Raw genomic sequence first — 25,236 nt, 5'->3', positions numbered from 1 at the left:
GGCGGGCGTGAGGACAAGGGTGGGGGAGGCCTCCGGAGGCCTCGCGGAACGCCCCTTCGGGGAGACCCGGGCGCTGCCCGGGACCCGCTCAAGGCCGAGGGCCTTGAGAATCCCATGTCGCCTGCGGCGAGAGGCGCACGGAAATGAGAGTGGTGCCAGGGCCGGGCCGCACGGGATGTCCCAAAGTCTTCGCGCAAATCCTTTGGGACGGTGCCCCCGCCACAAGCGCCGTTGTCCGTCAGTGGGAAATACGTGTGGTGGCGTATCGGGAGAAATGGAGAAGAGGGGAAGGGCCGGCATTAACCGACAGCCGGGCGGATGTGCTTCCAAAAAGTTTAGGAAGGGAGAGGGGGTGGGGGCGGGGGAGGCTCCAAAAAAAAGGGGCGCGGCCTTGTGGCCGCGCCCCTGAGTGTTCTCGCGTGTATCAGGTTGCCCTATTGGGCGTCTTCCGGGGGGATATCTTCGTAGGTGTTGGCTGCAACGTCCATGGTGTGCATCAGCTTGCCCTGGAGAGCCAGGAACTTGTAGACGGTGAAGTTGCGATTGCTGGTGGCGGTCTCGAGCTGGACCTTGTTGCTGAACACCTCGTTGGTGGCGTCAAGCACGTCCAAGAGGGAGCGCTGGCCCACGTTGAACTGCATCAGGTACATGTCCAGGGACTCGAGGCTGTACTGCAGGGCTTCCTGGTACTTCTCGATCTGGCCCAGGGCGGACTCGTACTCGGCCCAGGCGGCGGCCACCTGGCGGATCAGGTCGTCGGTGGTGTCCTGCAACTCGGTCTGGGCCTGGTTGATGCGGGCCGCTGCGGTGCGGACGTCATTGTAGTCGCTCAGGCCGTTGAACAGGTTCCAGTTGGCGGCCAGCATGGCCTTGTTGTTCTGAATCCAGGAATCGGAGCCGTCCAGGTCGTCGGTGTGACGGCTGGAGACATAGATGTTCACGTCGGGATACATGGTCGACTCGAGCTGCTTCTTGGTGCGCTCGGCGACTTCGATCTCGGCCTTGTACACGGCGATCTTGGGGTTGGAGTCCAGGGTGTCGTTCAGGACCGTGTCGGCGTTGACGGGCACGAGGTCGGAAGCAAAACCGGGATCGTTCAATGCGTCCGGGCTGTTGCCCACGGTGCGGATATATTCGGCCTCGGAGGTGCGCAACTCGCCGACATAGGTGACCAGGGTGGTCTCGGCGCGGGCGACGCGGCCCTTGGCCTGCATTTCGTCCGCACGGTTGCCGGCGCCGCCTTCCACGCGCTCGGAAATGGAGTCGAGCAGTTCCTGGTGGGCGGTGATGTTCTCACCGGCCAGGGCGACGAGCTTGCGGATGCGGACCACGTCCACGTGGGCGCGGATGGCGTCCAGGGCCACGGTCTCGACGTTGTCGATCAGGCGGCCTTCGGCGGAGGTCAGGCGGGCGGTCTCACGCTTGTAGTCGTGATACCGGTCGAAGCCGTCAAAAATAGGCTGGGTCAGCGTCACCTCGACGTCCGTGGGCGTCCGGGTGTGCTTGTCGGTTTCGGCGGCGCGGTTGGCCAGATTGCTGTATTCCTGCCAGCCGGCTTCCGCCCTCAGGTCAAGGGAGGGGAAGAAGCGTCCGAGAGCGGACAGTTGGGCTTTGGAAACAGCATCCCTGTTGTGCAGCAGGGACTTGATCTGCGGGTGCTGCTTGACGGCAGCGACGACGCTGTCCTTCAGCGTAATCGCTCCGTCCGCAGCCATGACCGGCGCGGAAAAAACGAAGACGAAAAGAAGTACTGCGAGAACAATTTTTTTCATCATCTTACCCCGTGGTTTATTTAAGATACACTATCTCACCGCCTTATAGCCGTATATATAATTATGTGTCAACACTTGTGGAGAGAAAAAGGTATGTGATTCAAGCCCTGTCTAACACCCCGATACTCTAGATTAATTCCAGAAAGGTCTTTTGCGGGTCCACCGGGCATGAAAAAGCCGCGTCCGGGGACGCGGCTGTGAATTGCGAATGATTTGTTGCGCTTGGCTGCCGATGTCGGTCATTCCCCGTGCAGGCCGGAGTTGATCATGTGATGGATGAGGTCGTCGCCGTCGGTGTCGGAGGTGAGGGCGTAATCCTGGCCCGGCAGGTCGGGTTGGTGCATGCCCATGAGCTTGACCACGAAATCTTCAGTGTTGTCGGCCCCGCTGATGATGACCTCGGTAAGGTCGTGTTCGGTGTCCACCACCACGTCCTTGATGGACAGCCCTTCGGGCAGCTCCAGGGTGTCGTGGCCGATGGTGAAGTTGGCAACGAGAATCTCGTGTTCGCCCTGCGCCAGGACCGAAGGATCGACGAAGAACGTCTCCGGTTCCGTGGTGACGTGGATTGCGTGGCTGTCCCCGGCGAAGATGTCGTCGTGCCCCATGTCCACCAGGAGCTGCCCGCTGGGGGGCAGGTGCGCGGCCTGGGCCGCTTCGTCGCCGGTGACAATGGACCACGAGCCGTCGTCGCCCGGATTGAGCGCGAAGGTGCCCTCGCTGCCGACCGGGTTGAATCCGGCGTCGTCGAACAGGACTTCCATCATGGTGTTGTGGTTGGCCAGAATCCAGTTTCCGCCGTCCTTGAGGAAGTGGAAGTCCGCATTCAGGTCGATGGCGTTTTCGTCGACGTTTTCGATAAGGAAGAACCGGATGTCGGGCAGACCCTGGAACGCGGACACCAGTTGGCCGACCCTGGCCGTGTCCGTGCAGTTGGCGAGGACGATCTCCGGCTGGACCGGAACGTCCCCGTCAAGGGTGTATGTACCGAGCATCGTGGTCTGATTCATGTCCGTATTCTTGACCATATTGCAGTCCGTTTCAAGAGGAAATATTCCCTGTCCGTTATTTTCCGGGCCCGGCCACGTGGCCGGGCCCGGTTGGTGTTACAGTATGTTGTCGTTGCCGGAGTCGATAATCCCCTGGATTACCTGGTTCAACTCTTCGGAAGTCGTGATCTCGTGGGTTTCGTCCACGCCTACGTTGGCGGGGTTGACGCCCATGAGGTTGACCACGATGTCGTCGGAGCCGTCGATGTCGGTGAAGACCAGGCTGACGTCGTGCGCCGTGGAGGTGATCTCCACCGAGGCGCCGATCAGGTTGCCGAGGTCCAGTCCGTCGTGATCGCTGAAGTCGTCGATGTTGACGGTGTTGTCGCCGGTGTCGGACAGGTATTGCGGGTCTATGACGATGGCGTCATGGCCCTCGCCGGTGATGATGGTCGAGTTGTTGTAGCCGGGAACGACGTCGTTGCCGTCGGTGCCGGTCAGTGTGGCGGAGGTGCCGCCGCTGATCTCGAGCACGGGGCTGGTCATGTCGTTGGCGTCCACATGGATGGAGAACTCGAGGAACGCCTCGTCCGTGTTGCCGCTTCCGTCTTCGACGGTGTAGCGGAAGGAGTCGGTGGCGCTCTCGTTCAGTCCGAGGGCGGAGAAGCCCGGCTCGTACCGGTATTCGCCGGTTTCCATGTCGATGGTCAGCGTTCCGTGCTGTCCTTCGATGATCAGGTCGCCTTCCACGCGCATGGCGTGGCCGAGGACGGAACCGTCGGTGTCCACGCTGGCCAGCGCGGTGACGTCCAGGTCGCCCGCTTCCGGGTCATAGTCGTTGGCGAGCACGTTGCCGTCAACGGGGTTCAGCTGCGACAGGTCGGCCACTTCGTAGTCCACCCCGCGGAGCAGGAAGTCGGACTTGTTGCCGCCGTCGGTGAACAGGGCGACCTTTGCGATGGCCCCGTTGTATTCGAAGGCGTCCAGGGTGACCGAGGGCCGCCCGATGCTGGTGCCCCGGATATAGACGGGGTCGCCGAGCGCGTTGCCGGATTCGTCGTAGGCCTGGGCGAACGCGCCCTCGTGCTCGCCCTTGTTCCAGAACAGGGCCTCGAGGGTCAGGGTCACTGACTTGGCCGCGCTGTCCAGGGTGACGAGGAGCACTTCAGTTTCGCCGCGAACGCCGGTGTCGCCGTCGATTTCCTGGTCACCGACCGCCACGCCGGTGGCGTAGAAGTCGCTGCCCGTGCCGCCGGTGACGGCGTTGCGCCCTTCCTGTCCGAGGCTGGCCGCATCCCATGCGTCCGGCCCGTCCTCGATCCTGCCGGTGAAGCCGGACAGGGTCGCGCCGAGGCCGGAGGAGGCGTCGGTCAGGTGAACGGACTCGGGGCTTCCGGAGAACTGCTCGGTGAGCAGGTAGGCGGAGGTCCCGGCGTCGGTGTCGACGAATATCTGTTCGCCGTCATGCGCGGCCACCGGGGCTTCGTTTGCCGTTATGCTTATGTTGATCAGGCCGTAGTCCACCGCACCGTCCGGATCGGCGATCTGGTAGGTGAAGATGTCCGTGATTTCACCGGTCGCCCCGGGATTGGGGGTGTAGGTGTAGTGGCCTTCCGCGTCGATGACCAGCGTGCCGTTGGTCCCGGCGATGGTTGCCCCCTGGCCGTCGTCGGTCAGGGACAGGGTGCCGGAATCGGGGTCGAATCCGCCGGTGGCCAGAAGCTGGTCGTACTCGGCGTCGGTCAGGTTGTCGTGGTTGCCGACCGAGATGCCGGTGACGGTCAGGTCGGTGTTGCCGCCTGGGAACGGTCCGGTCTCGGGGTAGTCGGCGTCGTCGGGATCCCAGTCGTTGGCAAGCACGTTGCCTTCCACGATCACGGGGTCGACCGTGCCGGGCCCGGCCGGGGTGGAGTCCACGTCCTTCAGGTTGACGGAGCCCTTGGCGCCGTCGGCCATGAGGATGACGGTGCCGATGGCCGCGCCGGTGGAGGTCACGGTCAGCACGTTGCCGTGCAGGGACTGCTGAAGGTCGGCCGCCGGGATGGGGTCGCCGTTCATGTCCCAGGCCTCGGCCATGCCCTGGCCGCCGCCCTGGCTGGTGATGGTCAGGTCAACCGATGACTGGCCGTCGTTGAACTGGATGAGCAGCCGTTCGGCCGGTCCCTCGTTCTCGATCTGCCGGTCGTTGCCGTTTTCGTCGTCGCTGGCCCAGACGCCGTGGTGGGTGCCGCCGCCGGAACCCCATTCCGAGACCTGGGCGCCGACCCATCCGCCGTCGCCCAGTTCCTGGGCGATGAGGACGAAGGCGCCGTCGCCGGTCCCGCCGTCCGAGGGCTGGTTGCCTGCGGCGTTGCCGGTGTCGTCAACGGCCACGGGGCCGTCGTTCACCGGGACCACGGTGATGGTCGAGGTGGCCGGGTTGGATTCCGCGCCCTGGTCGTCGGTGACCACGAAGGTGAACACGCGGTCGCCGCCCACCGGGTCTTCCGAGGTGTTGGCGAAGGTCATGCCGCCCAGCAGGGACTCGTAGGTGCCGATGCCCGCTTCGGGGGTGATGGTCAGGGTGACCATGCCCGTGCCGGGGTCGGTGGTCGAAGTGACCGTCCAGCCCGCAGGGACGGTGATGACGTCGTTGTCGTCCATGGGCATGTAGGTGACGGTGGCCTTGGAGATGAAGGCCCCGTTGTCGATATCGTCGATGTCCACGTTGCCCGTCATGGCGATGGGCGGGTCGTTTTCCGTGTACACGTCCGCGTAGCCCAGGCCGCTGACGCCGGGGTCGACTTCCACGATCAGGTCGTTGAAGTCGTCATCGTCGCTGCCGGACAGCTGGTCGTCGGTCATGACGCGCCAGGTGCCGTCGGACTGGGACTGGACCAGGAAGGTCGGCTCTTCGCCTGCGGGGTTGAAGCCCGCATAGTCGAACTGGATGTCTACGGTCTGTCCGCCGATGGACAGGGCCCAGGAACTGTCGGGGTTCTGGACGAATTCCATGTCGCCGTCGGGCAGGTTGGCGTTGCCGCCGTTGGGGATCAGGAAGAAGCCGAAGTTGTCGTCCTCGGCGTAGGTGGCCAGCACCTCGCCGCTCTGGACGTCCTTGGAGTCCTCGATGATGATTTCCGGTTCGGTGGGCACGCCGTTGACCATGTGGTAGACGCCGAGCATGTTCACGTAACCAGCGTTCTGGCTGACGAACGTGATCTGTGCGTCGTCCGACGCCAGGTCCAGAGTCGGCGGATCGTTGAGTCCGAGCACCGTGATGGTCAGTGTGCTGGAGGCGTTCTCAACGGGTACGCCGTTGTCGTAGACCGTGTAGTCGAGCTCGAATTCCACCTGATCGCCCTTGGGCAGATACTGGTAGGAGGAGGGATCGAACTCGTAGGTGCCGTCAGCGTTGAAGGTCAGGCCCACGGGAGCGGGCTCGTTCAGGACGAAGGTCAGCTCGGAGGTCGTGTCGTCGAAGTCCGTGTCGTTGAGGGCAACGGAACCGTAGGAGGGCGCTGCGTCCTCATTGGTGACCAGGAGGTCGGGTTCGGCCTCGGGGGCTTCATTGATGGCGGTGCCGGGCAGGATGGTGACCGTGGCCGGGCCGTCGTAGATGCCCGTATCGGTCTGGCCGTCGGCGTCCATCGCGGTGTAGGTGAAGGTGTGGTCGCCCGCGAACTCCACGTCCACGTAGCGCAGTTCCCAATTGGCGTTCCAGTCTCGGGCGCCGTCTTCGGTGGTGCCGAATTCCAACCGGTCGAAGGTCGCGCCGTTCAGGATGTCCTGGTTCAGGACAAAGGACTGGAAGAGGTCGCCCCGGTTGCCGGACACGCCGTCGTAGTCGGCGGACTGCAGCGTGGCGTTCAGCCAGCCTTCATGGGTGGTGGGCACGGCGGGATCGAGGGAGTAGCTCATCTCGTCGTTGTTGACCGTTCCCCAGGCCACCACTTCGCTGCCGTTGTAGGCCACCCAGGTCGCAAAGGCGTCCTGCTGGCTGTCCGGGTTGAAGTAGTCGCCCAGGCCGTCGAAGCCGATCTCCGCATAGGCGACTGCTGCGCCGTTGAAGTCGACTGACAGGGTCTCGCCCATGTCGATGCCGTTGCGGCTCGGGTTGGCCAGGCCGTGGCCGATGTGGTTGGCCTGGTTGTCGAAGACCTTGAGGGAGCCGCTGCTGATGCTGGTGGTGATGGTCACGTCGTCGTTGCCGTCACCGTCCAGGTCCACGGTCATTTGGCGGGTGGAGTTGTTCACCGCGTCGCCCCAGGTGGACAGGTCTGCGTCGGCCGCCTCGCGGGAGCCGAGCAACACCCCGTTGTGCACGTCGGGGTCGGCCACGTAGGTGAACTGGCCGATGGGATCGTCGAGGTCGTAGATCTCGCCGATCTGCACTTCATTGCCGTCGTAGTAAAGGGTGCCGCCCTCGGGCAGGGACTCGATCCGGAAGGAGGAATCCGTGCCGGTATGATCGTCCTCGGGGTCGGTGATGTTTTCGTTGAACCGGGAGAACGGGATGGCGATGCCGCCCTCGGCGCCGAGGTCGCCCGCCACGAAGAAGTCCGCGTCGGTGGGCGCGTCGTTGGTGCCGTTGATGGTGATGTCGAGGGACGCCTCCGCACTCTCCACCCCGTCGCCGTAGGCGTTGCGGGCGGTGTAGTAGAAGGTGTCGGTCAGGGACTGGTCGGTGTTCAGGACGTTGACGTCGGGGTTGTCGTTGTCCACCACGTAAGTGTAGCTGCCGTCCGCGGCTATGGTCAGGGTGCCGTAAAGGCCCTGAAGCACGACCTGTTGGGCCGTGGTGCCGTCGGAGTCCTCGGTGTCGTTGTAGACGTCGAAGGTTTCCTTGACGGAGCCGTCGGTGTTCTTGGTGTATGCGTCGGCCACAAAGACCCCGGGGGTCTCGGTGGGTTCGTTGACCAGGTCGGCGTCGTCCACGTCCTCGTCGTTGGCGAGCACGTTGCCGATAACGGTGCTGACCGCGTCGATTTCCGACTGGTCGGTCAGGGCCGCGCCGCCCAGGGCGGCGAAGTGCTCGGCACCGAATTCCACGACTTCTGCCACGTCGTTGGTCGCCTCGGGCGCGTCGTTGGCCCCGTTCACCTTGAAGGTGATGGAGCTGTAGCTGAACGCGCCGGAGTCGTCCATGATGGCATAGGAGAACTGTTCATAGCCGGGGTTGTCGTAGTTCAGCGCTTCAAGGGCGGAACTTTCGCCGTCGGCATACGGAGTGTAGGTGTACTGGCCGTCGGAACCCATGACCAGGGTGCCGAACCTGCCCGCAAGGGTGAGGGTCGCATCCGGGGATGCGGCCACGTTCCAGACTGCGTTGGGATCGGTGGCCGCCTGACCGAAATCGCCGCCCGCAGGCAGCTGGAATTGAACGGTCTGGTTCGCGTGGGAGTAGATGCCCACCACGAACAGGCCGGTGGTTCCTTCCAGTTCCGGCGTGTTCGGGTCATCGCCCTCGGGGTAGTCGATATCGTCCACGTCCCAGTCGTTGGCCAGGACGTTGCCGGTGGCTGCGAACGGGCCTTCCGAGAAGACGAATTCCCCGCCGCCTTCGGTCTCGAAGGGGATGTCCGAGTCGCCGTCCTCCATGGCCGTGTCGCTGGTGTCGGCTTCGGCCACCGGGGCGTCGTTGAAGCCATGCACCGTCACGGTCAGGGTGGCCGTGTTGGACACCAGGCCGCCGGGATCCACGATGTTGTACTGGAAGACCTCGTCAAAGGTCTCGCCCTCTTCGAGCTCGTCGGCCAGGGACTGGTCCAGGGTGTAGGTGTAGGAGCCGTCGGAGTTTATGACCAGGGTGCCGTACTTGCCGGCCACGGTCTGGGACCCGTTGTCCGGGACATCCGTTGGGCCGGGGTTCTGCCCGTTGAAGTCGACGCCGGTGTAATCGATGGTGTTCATGCGCAGGTCGGCCCGGGAGCCGTCGGGGTCATCGTCGGCCACGCCGCCGTTGGCGTCGCCGAGGATGACGTTGCCGTCGATGATCGTATCGACTTGCGGCGCGTCGGGATAATCGATCACGAAGCCGCCCTCACCGCCGCCCATGGACGCCAGGGGGAAGAACTCGCCCCCGCCGGAGGCGGAGCGTTCGGTTCCCTGTCCGCCGGAGAGCCGGATGTGGGATTCGGGATCGTCGAAGTTGACGTAGAGGTCGGGATCGCCCGCTTCGTCCACCTGATTGGCGTCGTCGCCGGCTACGGGCGCCTGTGCAGACAGGGTCAGGCCGTCGATCTCTTCCGCGACGTCAAAGGCCTGGGGAGCAAAGGCGTCTCCCTGGCCGCCCAGGGCGTCCAGGCCGTCGAACAGGCTGCCGGGGTCGTCGGAATACTCGCCCGCGCCGGAGCCTCCGGCCGCGCCGTCAGCTGCGGTTTCCAGGTCTTCTGCCGTCTCTTCGGTTTCCGTGAAGGCGAAAAGGTAGACGTCGCCCGCCACCTGCTCGCCGTCCAGGGTCTCGAACGGGGGCAGGACGCCGGACTCGGCCAAAGCCTTATAGTTTTCGAGAATTACCGTTCCACCGCCTTCAACGGCGATTTCCAGGTTTCCATTGACGCCGGTAAAGACCGCTTCCGAAAGATCAAAAGCGAACTTTACGGGAGTATCCGCCGTCAGCGTATAGGTGCCGGTCTGACCGGCTCCGGGCAGGGATACTTGAAGTATTTGGGTGATGGGATCGGCCATGATGACCTCCACGTTATATTTTTTAGGTCAGGAATTTACAGTCGTAAGCATTACTTGTTTTATAATATCTCAACAGTCATGTGTCAACGAAGAAATAGTCCTATAACTCAAGAGCTTGCGCTGTTGAAAAGAAAGATGTCCGCGTCCAAGGCCCCAGATTAACGCCGGAATGGCATTCTCTGTTGTCAGCGAATTAACGAGTAGTGGAAAAAGTTTTCAACAGGTTGATGTTGAAAACTTGGAGAGAGGAGAGGAGTTTTCCCTGTCTGTGCTGTCGCTGATGCGCCAGGCAATGCCCTGAAAATATTGATTGTTTAATTCCATATCGGAAAGATCGGAAAAAGATGGCCCGTCCGATGTGGTGAAAGTCCTCCTGGGGGGAGGGCTGAAAATCATTTCCGGGTCATGGTCCAGACTCCGTCCCAATTGGCCGGTTTTATAGCCTGTAATTCCTTGCACTTGGCAACATAGGCGGCTGAGGCGGGGTCCGTGTCGGCGACCACCGCGAAGTAGGCGATGGCCTTGGTGAAATCGCCCGCATAGAAGAGTTCGAGTCCCTTGGCGAAGTGCGGCAGGATGTCCTGCCGGAGCAGGAGGTCGGCCTTGGTCAGGGGCTCGAACACGGTCACGGCTTCGGATTTGCCGACCACGCGGAGGCGGGAGAGTTCCCGGACCGGGACGGCGTTGTCCAGTTGGTCCAGGGTGGTCTGCGAGAGCATGATGTAGGTGCCGAACTGCTTGTTGATGGATTCCAGGCGGGCGGCCAGGTTCACCGAGTCCCCGAGCATGGTGTAGTCGAAGCGGGTGTGGGAGCCGAGATTGCCGACCACGGCCGGGCCGGTGTTCAGGCCGATGCGCATGCGGAACTCCTTGCCGGTCCGTTCCTTCAGGGCAGGGCGCATCTCGGCCAGCTTCTCCTGACAGCGCAGGGCGGCCGTCACGCCGCGCAACCCGTGATCCGGCTGGTCCACCGGCGCGTTCCAGAAGGCGATGATGGCGTCGCCCTCGTATTTGTCCACCGTGCCGCCGGTCTCCTGGATGATGTCCGTCATGGCGGTCAGGTAGTCGTTGAGCACGGAGGTCAGTTCCTCGGGGGACAGCACCTCGGAGATGGAGGTGAACCCTTCCAGGTCGGAGAAGAAGATGGTCAGCTCCCGCCGTTCCCCGCCCAGGGTGAGGCGGTCGGGGTCCTTGAGCAGCTGGTCGATGACCTGGGGGCTGAGATAGTGCCGGAAGGCGGACTTGATGAACTGTTTCCGGCGGCCCTCGGTGGCGTATTTGTATGCCCCGGCCAGGAACAGGGCGGTCAGGGAGCCGGTGAGCTGCACGGCCAGGCCGGACCAGATGTTCATGCGATAGGCGACCATGGCGAACAGGACCGGGCCCACCAGGGCCAGGCCGGACGCGCCGATGGTGAACCACAGGTTGCGGATGACGGTCACGCTCAACCCCGCCAGCACGGCGAAGAGGATGGTCGTGGCCGCGTCGAGCTCGAAGGGCAGGGGGCGCATGAAGTCGCCTGACAGCAGGTTGTCCAGGGCAGTTGCGTTGATCAGCACCCCGGGGGAGACCCCGCCCATGGGCGTGGGCCGCAGGTCGTAGAGCCCTGTGGCCGAAAAACCGAAGAAGACGTGCTTGCCCCGGAAGTCGGACAGGGCCAAGTGGGAGGCCTTGCCGTCGGCCAGCCGCAGTCCGCTTTCCATGACGGCGGCGGCGCTGTAGGTCCTGTACGCACCGGTATTGCGGTAGTTGAGGATGGCCTCTCCCTGGCGCGATACCGGGATGATTACCTTGCCCACGGCCAGGCTGCCGGGTCCGAAGGCGAGGGGTTCGGGGTGGGCCGCGAGCTTGGCCGCCAGGGGCAGGGCCGGGACCAGGGCGTCGTCGAACCGGACCAGGAGCGGGATGCGCCGGTACACGGTGTCCGGGTCGGGGTTGGCGGACACATTGCCCACTCCTGCCGCGCCCGATGCCAGGTCCGGGATGGGAAAGGTGGCCACCTTGGCCGGTTTGGCCGGAGGCTGGTTCCTGGCCGTCAGGCCGGGGGTTTTCACATGGTCGGGCCAGGTGGTGGCCGAGCCGTCGCGGTTGGCGAAATCAGCGGCCAGGATCACTTTGCCGAAGGCCGTGAAGGCGTCGCTCAGGACCTTGTCGTCGGCCACGCCGTAGACGGAGGGTTCGGTGTAGACCACGTCGAAGGCCAGGGAGGCGGCACCGGCCCGGCGGCAGAAGTCCACCACCGGCGCGTAGGCCTGACGGGGCCATGGCCAGCCGAGCCCGAAGGCCTCCTTGGCCCAGTCCAGGGATTTCTGGTCCAGCAGGATGATGCGGATGTCGTCCGTGGCCGGGCCGGGTCGGGCCAGGGCGCGGGCGCGCAGGTCGAAAGTGATGCCCTCAAGGTGTTCGAGCTTGCCGAAGTGGAGGGCTCCCACGGCCAGGAGCGCGGCCACGCAGCCGATCACGACCCCTGCCAACCCGTTGCGGAATGCTCGCATCTACAGACCCTTGGTCATGCTCGCCAGCCGTGCGGCGCGGGCATTGGACTCTGCGGGCTGTTTGTAGCCGCCGAGAATTTTCTGCACCGTCTTGATGCGGTCCCCGGGGCTGGGATGGGTCTTGGCAAACCCCTTGCCGTCGGGCTTGAGACGCACCTGCATCTCCTTGAGCATGTCGATGACGGCGTTGGGGTCGTATCCGATGCGCTGCATGATGGTCACGCTGTCGGCGTCGGCCTCGTTTTCGAAGGAGCGGGAGTAGCCGCTGTCGATCATGGTCGTGGTGATGTCCTTGATGGAGTCGTCGAAGGTCTGGGTCAGCTCGCCCAGCGTGCCGCCGGCCATGGTGGAGGTGCCCACGATGGCCAGGGTGGTCACGCCGTCGGTGATGCGTGACTCCTGGATGGCCTGCAACCCGTGTTGGCGCTGCACATGCCCGATCTCATGGGCCAGGATGGCGGCCATGGCGTCTTCGGTCCTGCAGCAGCGGATAAGCCCCTTGGTCACGAAGATGAATCCGCCGGGTGCGGACAGGGCGTTGATCTCGTCGGAGTCCAGCACCAGGAAATGATACCCGCCGAAGGTCTCGGGACGGTCGGACACCTGGGCCAGGGACTGCCCCAGGAGGTTGACGTATTTCTGTGCGGAGCGGTGCTGGGAATAGGGATACCGGGACAGGATCACGGCGGCCACGGAGCGGCCGAGGTAATGCTCCTGCTCGGGGGTGATGTCGTCGAAGCCGGAGACGATCTTCTTGCCGCTCTTGAAGACCGAGGTCACCTCGTCGGGCACCACGTCGGTCAGGTCGTCCAGGAATGAGGCGAGGGACAGGGTGGCGGTGGAGCCGATCAGGGCCGGCGTCAGGATGGACGCGGCTTTGATGAATTGCCTGCGATTCATTGTCCACCTCCCAGGCCGCCCTTTTGCAGGAAGTCCCGGATGAGGTTGGGCGGGACAACTATCTTCTCCATCTCGTCGACCTTGGAATAGTCCAGGCGGGACTGGGACCGGTACTGGTCCTCGACCTGTTTGTTGAACCCCTTGCCCGCCAGGGCGAGCTCGTCGGAGCTGGCTGCGGCCTCCACGTCCTTGTCCGTCGGATTGAGGATGATCACCTGTTCGGACAGGGCCGAGACGTGCATCCACCCCGGCGCGCCGCCCTTGGCCGGAGCTACCTTGCGCCAGTCGCCCTTTTCGTCGGAAAGGGCGACCCGGTCGCCGTAGGCCAGGCTGCAGACCACCTTGCTCAGGAACGCGGGCTTGTCCCGCAGCTGGCCCGACCGGACCTGGACGCTCATCATTTGCGCGGCCAGGGCTACTGCCGCCGTGGCGGCGAGCAGCAAGGTCAGCCCGGCTGTCGCTGTCGGAAATCTTTTCATGTCCCCTCCTCCCCGCCCAATCTGATGGGGCGAACTGAATCATGCATAGCAGAAAACCCGTGCCATGCACAACGTATTAAAACGTAAGGGGAATCAGCGTTTCAAACTGCAAGCGAGGTCAAAAACATGGGCGTCTTGTCAGGGGCCGGGCGGAAGCCGCACCGTTCGTAGAAACCCACTGCGGTCCCGTTGGAGACCAGGACCTTGGTCAGCACGTCGCCATATGTTCGGTCGACCATGGACAGGAGGCGTTGCCCGATGCCTTGCCCCTGGTATTCGGGCCTGACCAATACATAATGTATATATGCGGCCATGAACCCGTCCGAGAGGACGCTGACCAGCCCGATGAGCCGCTCCCCGTCCCAGGCCGTGAACACCGAAGCCGAGGCCGCCATGGCCCTGGCCAGCCTGTCCGGATGGTTTCCGGAGTCCCATTCAAGAGCCAGGAACAGGTCCTGCAATACATCCCGGTCAATGTCCCTGGTGTCGCGATAAGTGATTCCCATGATTCCTCCCTGGGTTGCAACATGCTACGACACCTTGAAAAAACGACATTGATATGTCCAATATATTGTTCGTATGATTTGATATGCGCGACATCATGGAAGTGATTTAGGCTAAGATTTCCGTTGACAACGGGCGCGAGTTTGAGCAATTTGGCTTTCCCAACAGCGTGGGGCTGTAGCTCAGTTGGGAGAGCGCTTGAATGGCATTCAAGAGGTCGTGGGTTCGATTCCCTCCAGCTCCACCACTAGAAAGTTAAGGGTTTCAAGTAAATACTTGGAACCCTTTTTTCGTGCCTGATGGCGGATTTCAGGAATATGTCCGCTATGTGTCCGCCGCTTCCGACGGACCGTTTTCGGTGCCGGTCATGGCGTAGCGGGTGGCCAGACGGTCCTGCGGGCCGTCTTCCAGCACCCCTTCAAGGTGGCTGTAGCGGTCCGTCATGCGCAAGGTCTTGTGGCCGATCATGACGTTGGTCTCCTTGAGCGTGCAACCCGCTTTCAGCGCGTTGGTACAGTAAGTGTGGCGGTGGTCATGGAAGTGCAGGTCGTCGAAGTCGTGGTCCTTGCACAATCCTTCCCAGGCGGTTCGGATCGACTTGAACGGGGTGCCATCCATGTTGCCGATCACGTAATCCCCCTTGACTTTCACGCCGCGTTTTTCCCGATACCGGGTCACATGCTCCAACCGGGCCGCGAGAGCTTCACGGGTACGGGGCATGATCCGGTGGGTTCGGGTCACCCCGTTTTTTGTCCGGTGGAACGTGATGTGGTTTTCCGCAAGGTCCACATCGGACCTCCGAAGGCTGAGGACTTCCTGGGTGCTGCATCCGTGTTCGACCGCCAGCAGGATCGCCAGGGGCAGGTAATGTTTCGCCCTGCGCTGGCGGGCCACCTCAAGGAGCTTCTCGATCTCAAGCGGCTTCTGGGCGTTCTTCCGTTCACTGTCCTTTTCCGACAGGTAGGGGATGTCCCGCGCAATGTCCTTGTCAACCAAGCCTTGCTTCGCAGCCATGGCGAACACCTGCTTGATGACGAACAAGCGACGGTTGGCCAGCACGTTACAGTTCTTGCCTTCTTCGCCCTTGGCCACCAGCTTCGCCTTGGTCTTTTCGGCGATGTCGATTCGGTAGTCCCGAATAGTGTCTTCGTCGAGGTCATGGAGCAGGGTGTGCTTCCACTTATCCAGAATCGGAGCAAGCAGGTAGCCATACCCTTCATGGCTTGTGGCTCCGATTTTGCCTTCCCCCAGCTTACGGTCCCATTCTGTTTGGCACAGCAGGGCAGCCTGCCCAAAGGTGGGCAGGGCTTGCTGCTTGGGCTGCCGGGTTTCCTTGGTCGGTAATCTGCCGCTATCAATCAGGGTGCGTACCCGATTGACTTCTTCCTGAGCCAGGTCTTTCCGCCTGTACGTCTTGTGGTATTCCTTTTTGCCCGTATTCGGGTCCTTATAGTGGATGACGTACGCTTTTCCTTTTTTCAGCGAACGGGTCGCGATAGTAACGGTAGCCATGGCTATCCCTCCTTCGGACTGTTCGCCGCCAAGCTTCTTCAGTTTTCAATGAACGTCAGCAGGTCCGCTTCCAGGACCAGCCGACGTGATCCTACCGCGATACACGGTAACGCGCCAGCCCCGATCAGGCGGGAAATGGTCGCGCGGTGTACCCGCAAAAGGCAGGCGGTTTCCTGGATGGTCAAAAGCTGCGGTGCATCGGACATGGTGTGGTTTCCATAGGAACGGAACGTAAAGCCTCCTACCGCCGTAGCGTATCCGTTTCCACTTCCCCTTCGGTTGAGGTTGCTCATCAAAACTCGGCCAACAGTCCAGTTTGACACCGTCGGAGAAATGAAAGTCAAATGTCGGAAGGGGGGTCGGATGCTTTTTTTTGAAAAAAAGAAAATGGACTGAAATGGAGGAAAACCTCTGGAGGTTGCCACCGGAATAATCTGGCTGGTTGGGTTGGCCTAAGTCGGAAAAGCGGCCAGCAAGCCATGAGGCATGTCAGGGAGGGATCCGGCAATCCGGAGGCGGCCTCTCGGGCGTAGATGAGGAATATATACCGAAAGATATCCCAGAGTCCTTCCCCAACCATTTCCCAGCCGTTCTCAGTAGCCGCCTTTCCTTGCACCTCATGCCTAGCCTGAATAAATCGGATGCCTTTGGGCCTAGTTTGTATAAAACGGTTCCGATTGATCAAAACGAGCCGGAAATTCAATTCCGTTCATGTCTGGCCAAAAGGATGCGTTTTACGAAAAGTGGTCGTTTTTGATCAAAAACGACCACTTTTTCATTGTCCGATCCGGGGATCTGGAAGTGTTGCCAGCAACCCCAAGAAAAGGATTCAAAGATTGTCATCAACTGTTCGGACGCCCCCGAGCTAATCGGTATCGGCAAAACCGGAAGTCGTTGGCGTACAACGCGAGACAATCTTTCCCCCCGCCGGAGAGGGTGCTCCCAACCATCTCGCCTCACCCTCGGACGATCGGATTTGCCGTGCGCGGCCAAAAAGATGAAAAAGGAGGAAAAAGAGAAGGTTGTGCCAGAAAATCTGCAGAAAACGCTGGGCTCTCTCGCGGAGACGCGCGACAATGCACTTTGGTTCAATGAAAAAGGAAAGGAGCGAACGGATGGAAATTGTTTTGGTGACTTTGGGGGTAGTGTTTTGCGTAGGCCTCATTGCCTTGGCCGCCATCTTCGGCATGGACGGCAACCGGACCATCGCGAATGGCAGGAGGGACGATGACGACGTTGTCGGCGTTTTTGACGACGTCACGGATCCTGCGCGAAGCTATCTCATTTACAACATTCATCACGACGATTCGATCGGCGATGATGACTCGTACGACTGGGATGATTCCTCGTTGGGGGACGACATGTCCTCTTCGTCGATGTGGGACGACTGAGCGCGTCTGGAAAGGATCAGCCGCCCCCTGGCGGGGGCGGCAAAGGATCCGCCCTGTCGGGCGAAGGAAAGGAAAAAGGAAATAAAAGGATTAAATGAAAAAAGCTTGCAGACGCAGGAAATTAGGAAAGATATGACGGATTCTGAAAAGTACGAGATGATCGGGAAATTGATCGATAACCCCACACGGCACGATATGGCGCGGGCATTTTCCGCCTGCTCTATCCAGCGCGGATCGGTATGCCTCATTGATGATAGCATCCAGGTTGAGGATCACGCCAGGTCTTCTTCGGTGGTTAGCGGTGCCGACATGCCGGTCACTGCGGAGCACATCGAGGACATCGATATGACCGTCGCGGGGTTCTACAAGATGCTGACGGAGTTGGTGGATGCAGGAGGAATGGAGAGTTCTTGGCCGGGAAAAGTCAGAATTTGTCTCCATATCCGGGGGTGGGCGGATATTCCCGTGGAATGAGACCGGACCGGGCGAGAGAAACAGCGGCTTCACGCCGCTGTTTTTTTGTGATGCCCCGTGGCGTCACTTCACCTTGGAAATGAGATCACGCAATTTGTCCCGGCCGAACTGATCTTGAAAAAACCGCAGGATCGACACGCCGACCATGTCATGGTTCGGCAGAAGGTGGATGCCAAGCAATTCGATCGTTACCCGGACGCCATACCTGTCAACGGTGATGGACACAGGGGTGGTGGTCGGCCAGACGATCCCCGCAGCCTGGGCGCAGAATCTTTCCCCGTTCGCGAACGTCACCTTTGCACCCGCAGAAATCATGGTGTTCACGGGCAGTTCGGTTTCGATTGTCTTGGGAATGCTGAAAGGCGGTGCGTCATCAAGCGCCAAGTGTTGGTACCGGTCGCCAAACACCATGTCGTGCATTCCCATGTGGAGCACGCCTTTCATTTCCCCGGTCCATCCCCTGGTTTCCATGGCCGGGCCGTGCGAAAGTCCCGGCTGGGGATCGTGTCCCGGTGCGAGCGTAAAGCAAACGGTCACCGGCTGCATCGGGCCACCATTTGGCTGGTCGGAAAGAAATCGTTTCAATGCCATGGATATTCTCCTTTTTCTTCCCAATATACCGCGCCGGTATTTTCCCGCGCAAGAGCCCTTTGAAATTTTTTTGGTCTTCCCATGAATATGGGGAAACGCCTGCGGTGCAGGCGGTTCCTTCCGCCAGATGCCCGGAGCGGTACCGGGCCGCAGCAAGAAGATTGTTTCCGAAAGTGATTATGATCAGAAAAAAGCGGCCCGCAATGGGGCCGCTTCCAGACGGTGGGGGGGGCGCCAGAGGCTAACCGCTGCCGCCCCTGCCGGCCTCGTGCCGTTCGGCAGCCTCGGTCCCGCCCGGGGACTTGAGCTGCTGTTCGTGGATGACGAGCAGTTCGTGATGCTCCCCATCGGACGTCGGTTCCATCCGGAGCCGAAGATGGTCGCAGGTCGGCTGCGTGTCGACCTCGTAATGGGGTTTCCCATTCCGCAACAGCCCTCGGACCTTGATCGGGGTTCCGCAGAACAGGCAGTGAGTCGAGATGCGGCAGAAGCCGTTGTCAGGAACGCCTTTCGACAGGATTGTCTTCTCGGGCAGGTTCTCGGTCCCGTAAAGCTCGATTCCGAGCCTGGCTACCGTCGCGGGCGTTCGTATCGGACCCCGACGCCGTTGGGCGGGAGGCGTCTCTGGAACCAGCCGCAGGTTGTCGATATGCGAGATACTTCCGACCAAGGCCTGTGGAGCCCTGCCGTACTCCTTGGAGTCAAGCAGGCAGAATCCGGCTACGTCGCACGTCAGGACCCCGTGCAGTAGCGGGTCATACCCTGGCAGATTCTGAAGATCGGGCGTGCCGAACAGCATGATTCGGCAGAGCTTGTCGATCAGTTGGGTGATCTTCAGGCCGTCCCACTTAAGATCCCTCTGCCGGATCGGGCCGGGGATCAGGCCGAGCCGTTTGTATTCATTGACCCGGTGCGCCCAGTCAGTGGCCGACATTCCCGGTTCGGATATACGAAGGTGGCCGCCGTCACGATTGATCTGCCGGGCAAGTTCATCAGACGCTTGGAATAACTCGGGCCACGAGCAATATATTTCGGTCTGGTAGGCGTCGCGTGTGTCGATCTCACCGTTCTCGCGGCAGCCAAGGCGTTTCGTTTTCACTTTTCCCTCCTTTGTTTTCTTTTCCGTCCTTGTCTCAGAAAGCGAGTCGTTCGTCCCAGCCGTGAGCGGGGTGCATGAATCCATGTCGTCTCGCCTCCAGTTGATCTTCCTGGAGCCGTTCACCGGTGAAGATGTCGAACACTTGAGCGTCATCTGGTTCCTTGCGGAATCGCGTGAACAGACGCATAGCGTCAGCGGAAGCAGTCACGGCGGGAGACCATTCGTCGAGTTCGAACATGACGAAATGCAACGTCCCGCCATGCGGCAGGAATTCCAAGGTGATCCGCCCGTCGCGCTCAAGATAGATGCGGGTGTCCCAAAAGACGTCAGCGAAGCAGTTGCCATGCGCTACACACGCCGTGGTGAACCCATGCAGCTTTTCAGGATCAAGCCGAACGTCCGCCCGGTGAAGCTGGTTGCATTCCGAAATCATTATCATCCCTCCATGCTCTGGTTGCGCCGGACCAAAATTGGTCAGCGGAACCATCCAGCATAGCGCGAAACGCCGTGGCGTCAACAGGAAAAATCAACGATTAAAAAGAGATAAACTCTTTCCTGTCTATTCAGGGTGTTGCTGGGGAGTATTGGCGGAGAGGTGGACGGAGGAGTTCGAGGATTCGGAGTGGTGCTTAGTCGCGTAAATGGGATAGAGCGTTGATGGCCCCTTCAACATCTAAAATGCCAACGCTACAAGCTGCATCGAGCAGACCATCATCAAGAAGATAGTCGAATTTTTCTTTTTCTTTCCCTTTCAGGGTATGGATCAAGACCATGGGGTCTGGGGGAGGGCTTTTCAGGATAGTGCCGATAGCTTCATTGAAGTCTGCTGGCGATACCTTATGGGCCGTGAATACCGGACCTACATAATCGACCGAAAGCCGCGACTTGAGCAACATAAGGAAGATCGTGAAGCAGATTCGATCTCCTTTCCAGACTACAAAAGTCGTATCGGTACCCTTGGTCAACACGCCTTTGTGCTTCAGGCCAACTTCCGCGTATGTCTTCCTTGCTTGTGCCAGCAGCTCCTGTCCTTGTTTGTCCAAAAAAGGAGGGAGTGCTGTTGTTTCGAGACAATTCCGCATCTCCTCGCGCACCCGGTCATGCACGAACGATCCGCCGCTACCGTCGAATTTAGGGAGTTCGCCTCCTGTCGCGGGGGACACCAGCACCTGTTTTCTCTCTTCATCATACGACTTGATGATCCAGCGCCGCCCGGCAAATATCAAAAATGAATCGGGAACGATCGGGTATACCGTGGTCAAGGTACCCAGCGTCTTTCCTTCGGTAACTATGCTTACCTCCTCCGGGGAGGTGAAGGCGGCGTAAAAAGTGTAATGCTCGACGATGCGTTCACCTTTCTCGCCTAGAAGCAATGTCCCGTCCCCGGCTTGTAGCAGAATGTCCTTCGCTCCGAGTACGGTCAGCAGGTGCTTGAAAACGTCGGTGTCTATATGGGCGAAGGGCCCGGTCCCGCATAGCGCGCTCCATGCGGCTGCGGGGTTCATTCCTCCATGCTGGGATATCGAAGACAGAAGTTGCTGGATGAACGTTGAAAGATGTAGCCGGTTCGGGAGCGGCGGCTCGTTCCAGCCCTGTGCCAGGAGTTGGATCATGGCGACCACCTGGACTGTTCGCAGTCGGAGCTTGTGGAAGAGCGGTAATTCGGCATCCCACTCGGCTTCCCTGACGTAGGCGCGGAGTATCGCCGGATCGCCTTCCTTTCTCCCGGAACGCCCGATGCGTTGGCAAAGGCTTGCGACCGAAGGGGGAGGGCCTATCTGGGCAACGCTTTTCACGCTCCCGATGTCTATTCCAAGCTCCAAGGTGTTCGTGCAAACGACCGATGTGGGGAGGCTATGCTTTTTTAGGCGTTCTTCCGTTTCCTCCCGGATTTCCTTTGAGAGGCTGCCATGGTGCGGGAAAAATTCATTTGGTACCCGTGTCGCTTCACTGGTTCTGCGGAGCATATCAGACAAGAGTTCGACGTTTTGCCGGCTATTGGCGAAAGCAAGGTTGTTGCTGCCCCTGAGCGTTGTGAACAGGTGGCTGCCGATCGCCTGCCATACGCTTTGCTCGTTATGATCCGGACCATTGGATTTGGTCTCAACATATCCTCGGACTTGAACCTTCAGTTCCCTTCCACCTGTTTTCGATTCGATAATGTCGCAAGGCAGGGAGCCGTCATGGCGCAGGAAATCCGAGGCCATGGACATGTCGCCCAAGGTCGCGCTCAGCCCGATGCGGGGAATCTTTCTCCCTGCCGCCATCTCTACCCGATGCATGAGGCTTTGCAACTGCATTCCCCGCTCGGTCCCTATGAACGCGTGCAGTTCGTCCACCACGATTCTTCTCAGTGAGCGAAAGGCCTTCCGCAGTTCCGCATGACGTCTGACGAATAAAGCCTCAAGTGATTCGGGAGTAATGAGCAGGATACTTGACGGAGTGCTCAGGGCCTTGCCTTTTCTGGATGTGGAAATGTCGCCGTGCCAGGCAAAGACCGGCACATCCGTATTGCGGGTGACGCCTTCCATCCGCTGGAACTGATCGTTGATCAGCGCCTTGAGGGGGATGATGCCGAGTATGCCGACTCCCTCGGGCTCTGCTCGCAAGACATCGCTTATTGCAGGAAGAAACGCCGCCTCGGTTTTTCCTCCTGCTGTCGAGGCGGAAATGATGACATCCCGATTGCAATCGAGAATGGAACCTATCGCCTGTTCCTGGATATCCCGAAGGCTGGTCCACCCCTGCTTCCATATCCATCGTTGAATGGACGGGTGAAGGAGTGTGAAGCCCCTAGATTCTGAATGTTGTGAGCTCATCGTCACCGGAGATGTCCTCGATCGACTCCGCGCCGCAGCCATCCTTGTCTATGCAAACGGTATGTAACAGTTCCTGCCAGGAAGCTCCTGGGTTTTGTTCAAGGATTGCCAGCAGGTCGAGAAATGCCTTGATGGTGTTGCGGGGAGTTCGAAAATAATCTTGGCCGATGGTGTTGTTGCAGTGCTCAAGAAATTTCGTCAGGGCGTCATCGGGCAAGGCGTAAGCCTCTTCACTGCCGCTTGCGAAGACATGGCGCAGCCGTTCCAGAAGCACATACATGTCCTCCGGGGTGAGGTTGGCCAGGTTGATGACCGGGCCGCTCATATCGACATAGTTGACCGAGGCGAAGGTGTTCAGAGCGAGCCGTGATTGAAGGGCTTCATAACTGAACAGACCGCGCCTGGTGTCCAAAAGGAAATCGGGTGTACCGCCCATGAGGAAGGCAAGGCCTTCACAATTGGCCTGCAGGCAGTCATTCAGTATCCGCAGCAGTTGCTCGTAGTTGTTCTTGCGGCTGACAGAGTTGCTGATCTTGTAGAGGTTGACCATTTCGTCGATGCAGACGAGCAAACCGCCGTATCCGGCAAGTCGTATGAATTGGGACAGGATTTTCAAGTGGTCGTACATTGACGCGTCATCGACGAATGTCCTGACGCCGAGGGCGGCCCGGGCGTCGGTCTTTGTCGTGAATTCTCCGCGCAACCAACGGATCGCATTCCCCTTGGCCGCTTCGTCGCCCGAGTCATGGCCTTCCCAGTAGGCATTGATGACGTCGGCGAAATCATAGCCGCCGACCAGTTCCGTCAGGCTTTGAAGGCGGGAGTGGATGACCTCGCCGGTCTGGAGCCCATTTGTCTTGGACTCCTGGATGGCCGTTGAAATGAATTTTTCAACGACCGAGGGAAGGGCTCCCCCTTCGGCCTTGGCTCGCGTGGCAAGATTCCTAATGAGTTCGCGGTAGAGGGATTGAGTCTGGCCCGTGGATGAGTAAAGTCGACGTTCCGGGGTCATATCCGCGTGAACCGTGACCAGCTTTTTTTCTAAGGCCACGGTCCGCACCAGGTTCATGAAAAAGGTTTTTCCTGACCCGTATTCTCCGATCACCATCCGGAAGGATGATCCGCCGTCGGCAACAGTATCAATGTCTTGCAATAGGCTTTTTACTTCGAGAGCCCGCCCGACTTGTACGTGCTGGAGACCTATCCGGGGAACAACGCCGGATCGAAGGGATTTTATTATCGCATCTCGCTCTTTGGGGCGCAGTTTCTTCGGTTTGCTCATGCCAGCATCTCCTCAAGGACTTCCCGGTTCACTTCTATGTTTTCTTCGTCAAAAAGCACTTCGTCATCGAAATTATCAAGCGCTGCATCATTCAATGACTCCAGCACGCCGGAAGGCATCAAACCATACTTCTCCGCCAAGGCGTTAAAGCTGTCCTTGTCCCACGTATCCTGTTCGCCGAGCTTGACAAGGATGGCTTTGTATGGTGCGCCAAGCCCATAGAAATCGGGGACTTTTTCTGCTTCTGCTTCCGGTTCCGCGACATCATCAGTGAAAACGTCTTTCAGCAGCTCGGCAACTTCCTTCGTCTGCTCGCGTTTAAGGCGCAGGCGGTTGGCATCAAGTTTGACATCGGCTTCGGGGCTTGCGCCCGGAGCAGGCGGGATGGAATAGCCGGTCTTGCCGGTGTCCGCATCTTTTACGGTAACAGGCTGGCTGTCGCCGTTGGCGAGGAAACGGTGGATGTGGGTCTGGACATCCTTCGGCTCCATTCCCATGGTTTTGTATATCTTCTCAAGAATCGTTATTTCCTTGGGGTGAATGACTCCATCTGCCCCGGCCACACTGATCAGGAAGTCGGCCACCTTTTCGCGCTGTGCAGTACTGAGTCCATCCAATTTTGCCTTCATGCCGGCCATGCTCGGAGGGCGGGCAATGATCCATTCGAAGAATGCCGAAAGGCGCAGTGATTCTGCCTGGCTCAAGCCCAAGGACTGGGCCAAATGGGAATGCAGGGCCGAACGTTCTTCGGGCGAGACGTCTCCATCTGCGGCTGCAACCTGACCCGTCAGGTGAACGAGAGCAATGGCCTGATGATATCCTGTCCCGGGAGCTTCGTCTTTTCCTTCCGGAAAATTGAAAAGGACTATCTCATCCCCGGCTGCAGGTGTGCGGCCGCCGTGCCGGGGGTCGGGCTCCATGCCGATCCCCAATGCGCCAAGAATACTGGACGCTTGGCTGGCTTCCGCTTTTGTGAGTTTGCCCGGAGTGTTTGTGGGCCACATTTCGATCAGCGTGTTAACCTGAGCGGTCCCCATCTCTTTGCCGCCCAGAGTGTTGTTGCAGTACTGCCGGAGGGCGTCCAGTTCTGAGGACTTGCGTTTCATGGCGATGGAACCGGGCAGGAGAGCTATGCCCGCAATTCCTTTTGCCGCTTCGGGATCCTTGCCCATAAGGCGGCTGTAGGAATCCAGGTCAGACATGCTTTGGTCTACAAGCTTCCAAAGGTTGCCAAGGGGGCGCTTGAGGCCACTGGGGTCCGGAATGTCAACTTCCGAGCTGAATCCTCTAAGAGATGAGCTTGCTGGATGATATTCGAGCCTGATTTTTTTCTTGTTGGGGGGGACGACCATCCCCTCGCCGAATTTCTCTTGATAAAGAGTCTTGAAGAGGAAAGCGAATTCGTGCGGACAACGCTTTGCTGGAACCCGCAATCTGGTTTCCGGGTCTCTGAGTACCCACTCCAGGGCCAAATCCCAAGGTATCGGTTTTCCGTCGGCAACGTGCTTGCCGAGCTCGATTTTGAAGCTCGGAGGGTACATCCCCCTGGCAATCTTATTTGGGTTGATTTCCGATTTATGGGTACCGTCCCCGATCAAAACATTGATGAGGCCTAAGAAATTCTCAGAATATTGCCTGAACGAGCGGTTGTCGCCGTAGATAGCCAGGAGATCACTCAGCTCGTCGCGTATATGGAGCAATTCTTCCTGTGCCGGTTTGCCGTGCAACACCCGTCTTTCCAGACCATAATAAAACAGGAAGACATATCCAATATACGCCCCCTCGACTCTACGTCCCTTTGCAAGCCAGTCGATGTAGGCTGCCCTGGCCTCGGGTGATATCCGGCTGTACGAAGGCCAGTAGGACATCGCGTAGTTTTCGGTGCACGATCTGTCGGCGCTTCTGGAGAGATTGGGGTTGATGAGGGCCGGATCGGCGCCGTACCCGCTCAGTGCGCCAAGCCCGTCGCCCACGAAAAGCATCCCGTCCTTGATCGTGTGTCCGTATATTTCGACAGATTGGCCCGGAGGAATCCAGCACTCGCCGTCGGATTGAGTTGCCTTAAAGTCGTAATCGTCGTCCCAATCGTCGCCGGAATAAGTGACCCGGACTTCGATGTTGCTGGCGAATTCTTCGAGTTCTTGTTTGTATTTTTGTTTGGCGGAGGCTTTTTTGATGAAGTGGACTATTAACCAGATGATCAGCCCCAAAACGATTAGTTTGCCCATTGTGACCTCATTGTGATGAGTAGAATCTTAGA

Annotated in this window: 17 protein-coding genes and 1 tRNA gene; 3 read left to right on the top strand and 15 right to left on the bottom strand. The window is 59.8% G+C overall.

Features of this window, described 5'->3' with window-relative positions:
• Positions 1–434: 434 nt before the first annotated feature.
• The 7 genes from OO730_RS04970 to OO730_RS04940 form a co-directional block, all read right to left on the bottom strand.
• Positions 435–1,772, bottom strand: coding sequence for a TolC family outer membrane protein (locus OO730_RS04970; protein ID WP_264983478.1), 1,338 nt, complete (start codon positions 1,770–1,772; stop codon positions 435–437).
• Positions 1,773–2,011: 239 nt separating this feature from the next.
• A complete protein-coding gene (locus OO730_RS04965) occupies positions 2,012–2,800 on the bottom strand; it encodes a hypothetical protein (RefSeq protein ID WP_264983477.1) in 789 nt (262 codons plus the stop codon).
• A 78-nt stretch (positions 2,801–2,878) separates the two neighbouring features.
• Positions 2,879–9,430, bottom strand: coding sequence for a VCBS domain-containing protein (locus OO730_RS04960; protein WP_264983476.1), 6,552 nt, complete (start codon positions 9,428–9,430; stop codon positions 2,879–2,881).
• Between the two features lie 392 nt (positions 9,431–9,822).
• A complete protein-coding gene (locus OO730_RS04955) occupies positions 9,823–11,925 on the bottom strand; it encodes a CHASE2 domain-containing protein (RefSeq protein WP_264983475.1) in 2,103 nt (700 codons plus the stop codon).
• Entirely contained in the window at positions 11,926–12,825 is a 900-nt protein-coding gene (locus OO730_RS04950) for a M48 family metalloprotease (RefSeq protein ID WP_264983474.1), read from the bottom strand.
• Complete coding sequence (locus tag OO730_RS04945) at positions 12,822–13,304, bottom strand: SH3 domain-containing protein (RefSeq protein ID WP_264983473.1); 483 nt, start codon at positions 13,302–13,304, stop codon at positions 12,822–12,824. The genes OO730_RS04950 and OO730_RS04945 overlap by 4 nt, the downstream gene beginning before the upstream one ends.
• Before the next feature lie 101 nt (positions 13,305–13,405).
• Complete coding sequence (locus tag OO730_RS04940; protein ID WP_264983472.1) at positions 13,406–13,810, bottom strand: GNAT family N-acetyltransferase; 405 nt, start codon at positions 13,808–13,810, stop codon at positions 13,406–13,408.
• A 169-nt stretch (positions 13,811–13,979) separates the two neighbouring features.
• On the opposite strand from OO730_RS04940, the gene OO730_RS04935 reads away from it, so the two are divergent.
• Positions 13,980–14,055, top strand: a tRNA-Ala gene (locus OO730_RS04935).
• A gap of 77 nt (positions 14,056–14,132) precedes the next feature.
• Here OO730_RS04935 and OO730_RS04930 read toward each other — a convergent pair.
• Complete coding sequence (locus OO730_RS04930; protein WP_264983471.1) at positions 14,133–15,320, bottom strand: site-specific integrase; 1,188 nt, start codon at positions 15,318–15,320, stop codon at positions 14,133–14,135.
• Between the two features lie 38 nt (positions 15,321–15,358).
• Complete coding sequence (locus OO730_RS04925) at positions 15,359–15,526, bottom strand: helix-turn-helix domain-containing protein (protein WP_264983470.1); 168 nt, start codon at positions 15,524–15,526, stop codon at positions 15,359–15,361.
• Positions 15,527–16,435: 909 nt separating this feature from the next.
• Between OO730_RS04925 and OO730_RS04920 the strand changes: the two genes are divergently transcribed.
• Both OO730_RS04920 and OO730_RS04915 read left to right on the top strand, forming a co-directional pair.
• The gene (locus OO730_RS04920; protein ID WP_264983469.1) at positions 16,436–16,711 is read left to right on the top strand and encodes a hypothetical protein; all 276 of its coding nucleotides are present in this window, start codon (positions 16,436–16,438) and stop codon (positions 16,709–16,711) included.
• Between the two features lie 132 nt (positions 16,712–16,843).
• Positions 16,844–17,185 carry a hypothetical protein gene (locus OO730_RS04915; RefSeq protein WP_264983468.1) on the top strand — a complete coding sequence of 114 codons (342 nt, stop codon included), beginning with the start codon at positions 16,844–16,846 and terminating at the stop codon, positions 17,183–17,185.
• A gap of 63 nt (positions 17,186–17,248) precedes the next feature.
• Here OO730_RS04915 and OO730_RS04910 read toward each other — a convergent pair whose 3' ends face one another.
• From OO730_RS04910 to OO730_RS04885, 6 genes are all read right to left on the bottom strand, one after another.
• Positions 17,249–17,776, bottom strand: coding sequence for a hypothetical protein (locus OO730_RS04910; protein ID WP_264983467.1), 528 nt, complete (start codon positions 17,774–17,776; stop codon positions 17,249–17,251).
• Between the two features lie 241 nt (positions 17,777–18,017).
• Entirely contained in the window at positions 18,018–18,875 is an 858-nt protein-coding gene (locus OO730_RS04905) for a hypothetical protein (RefSeq protein WP_264983466.1), read from the bottom strand.
• Between the two features lie 34 nt (positions 18,876–18,909).
• Positions 18,910–19,308, bottom strand: a complete 399-nt coding sequence (locus OO730_RS04900) for a hypothetical protein (RefSeq protein WP_264983465.1) — start codon at positions 19,306–19,308, stop codon at positions 18,910–18,912.
• A 196-nt stretch (positions 19,309–19,504) separates the two neighbouring features.
• The gene (locus OO730_RS04895; protein ID WP_264984123.1) at positions 19,505–21,694 is read right to left on the bottom strand and encodes a DEAD/DEAH box helicase; all 2,190 of its coding nucleotides are present in this window, start codon (positions 21,692–21,694) and stop codon (positions 19,505–19,507) included.
• Entirely contained in the window at positions 21,669–22,976 is a 1,308-nt protein-coding gene (locus OO730_RS04890; protein ID WP_264983464.1) for an ATP-binding protein, read from the bottom strand. The genes OO730_RS04895 and OO730_RS04890 overlap by 26 nt, the downstream gene beginning before the upstream one ends.
• Entirely contained in the window at positions 22,973–25,204 is a 2,232-nt protein-coding gene (locus tag OO730_RS04885; protein ID WP_264983463.1) for a tellurite resistance TerB family protein, read from the bottom strand. Before OO730_RS04885 ends, OO730_RS04890 begins: the two co-directional genes overlap by 4 nt.
• Between the last annotated feature and the right edge of the window lie 32 nt (positions 25,205–25,236).

It is taken from the genome of Pseudodesulfovibrio portus (assembly GCF_026000375.1).
Lineage (GTDB): Bacteria > Desulfobacterota > Desulfovibrionia > Desulfovibrionales > Desulfovibrionaceae > Pseudodesulfovibrio > Pseudodesulfovibrio portus.
The sequence above is the reverse complement of the archived record's forward strand: the minus strand, read 5'-3'. Positions and strand labels throughout refer to the sequence as shown.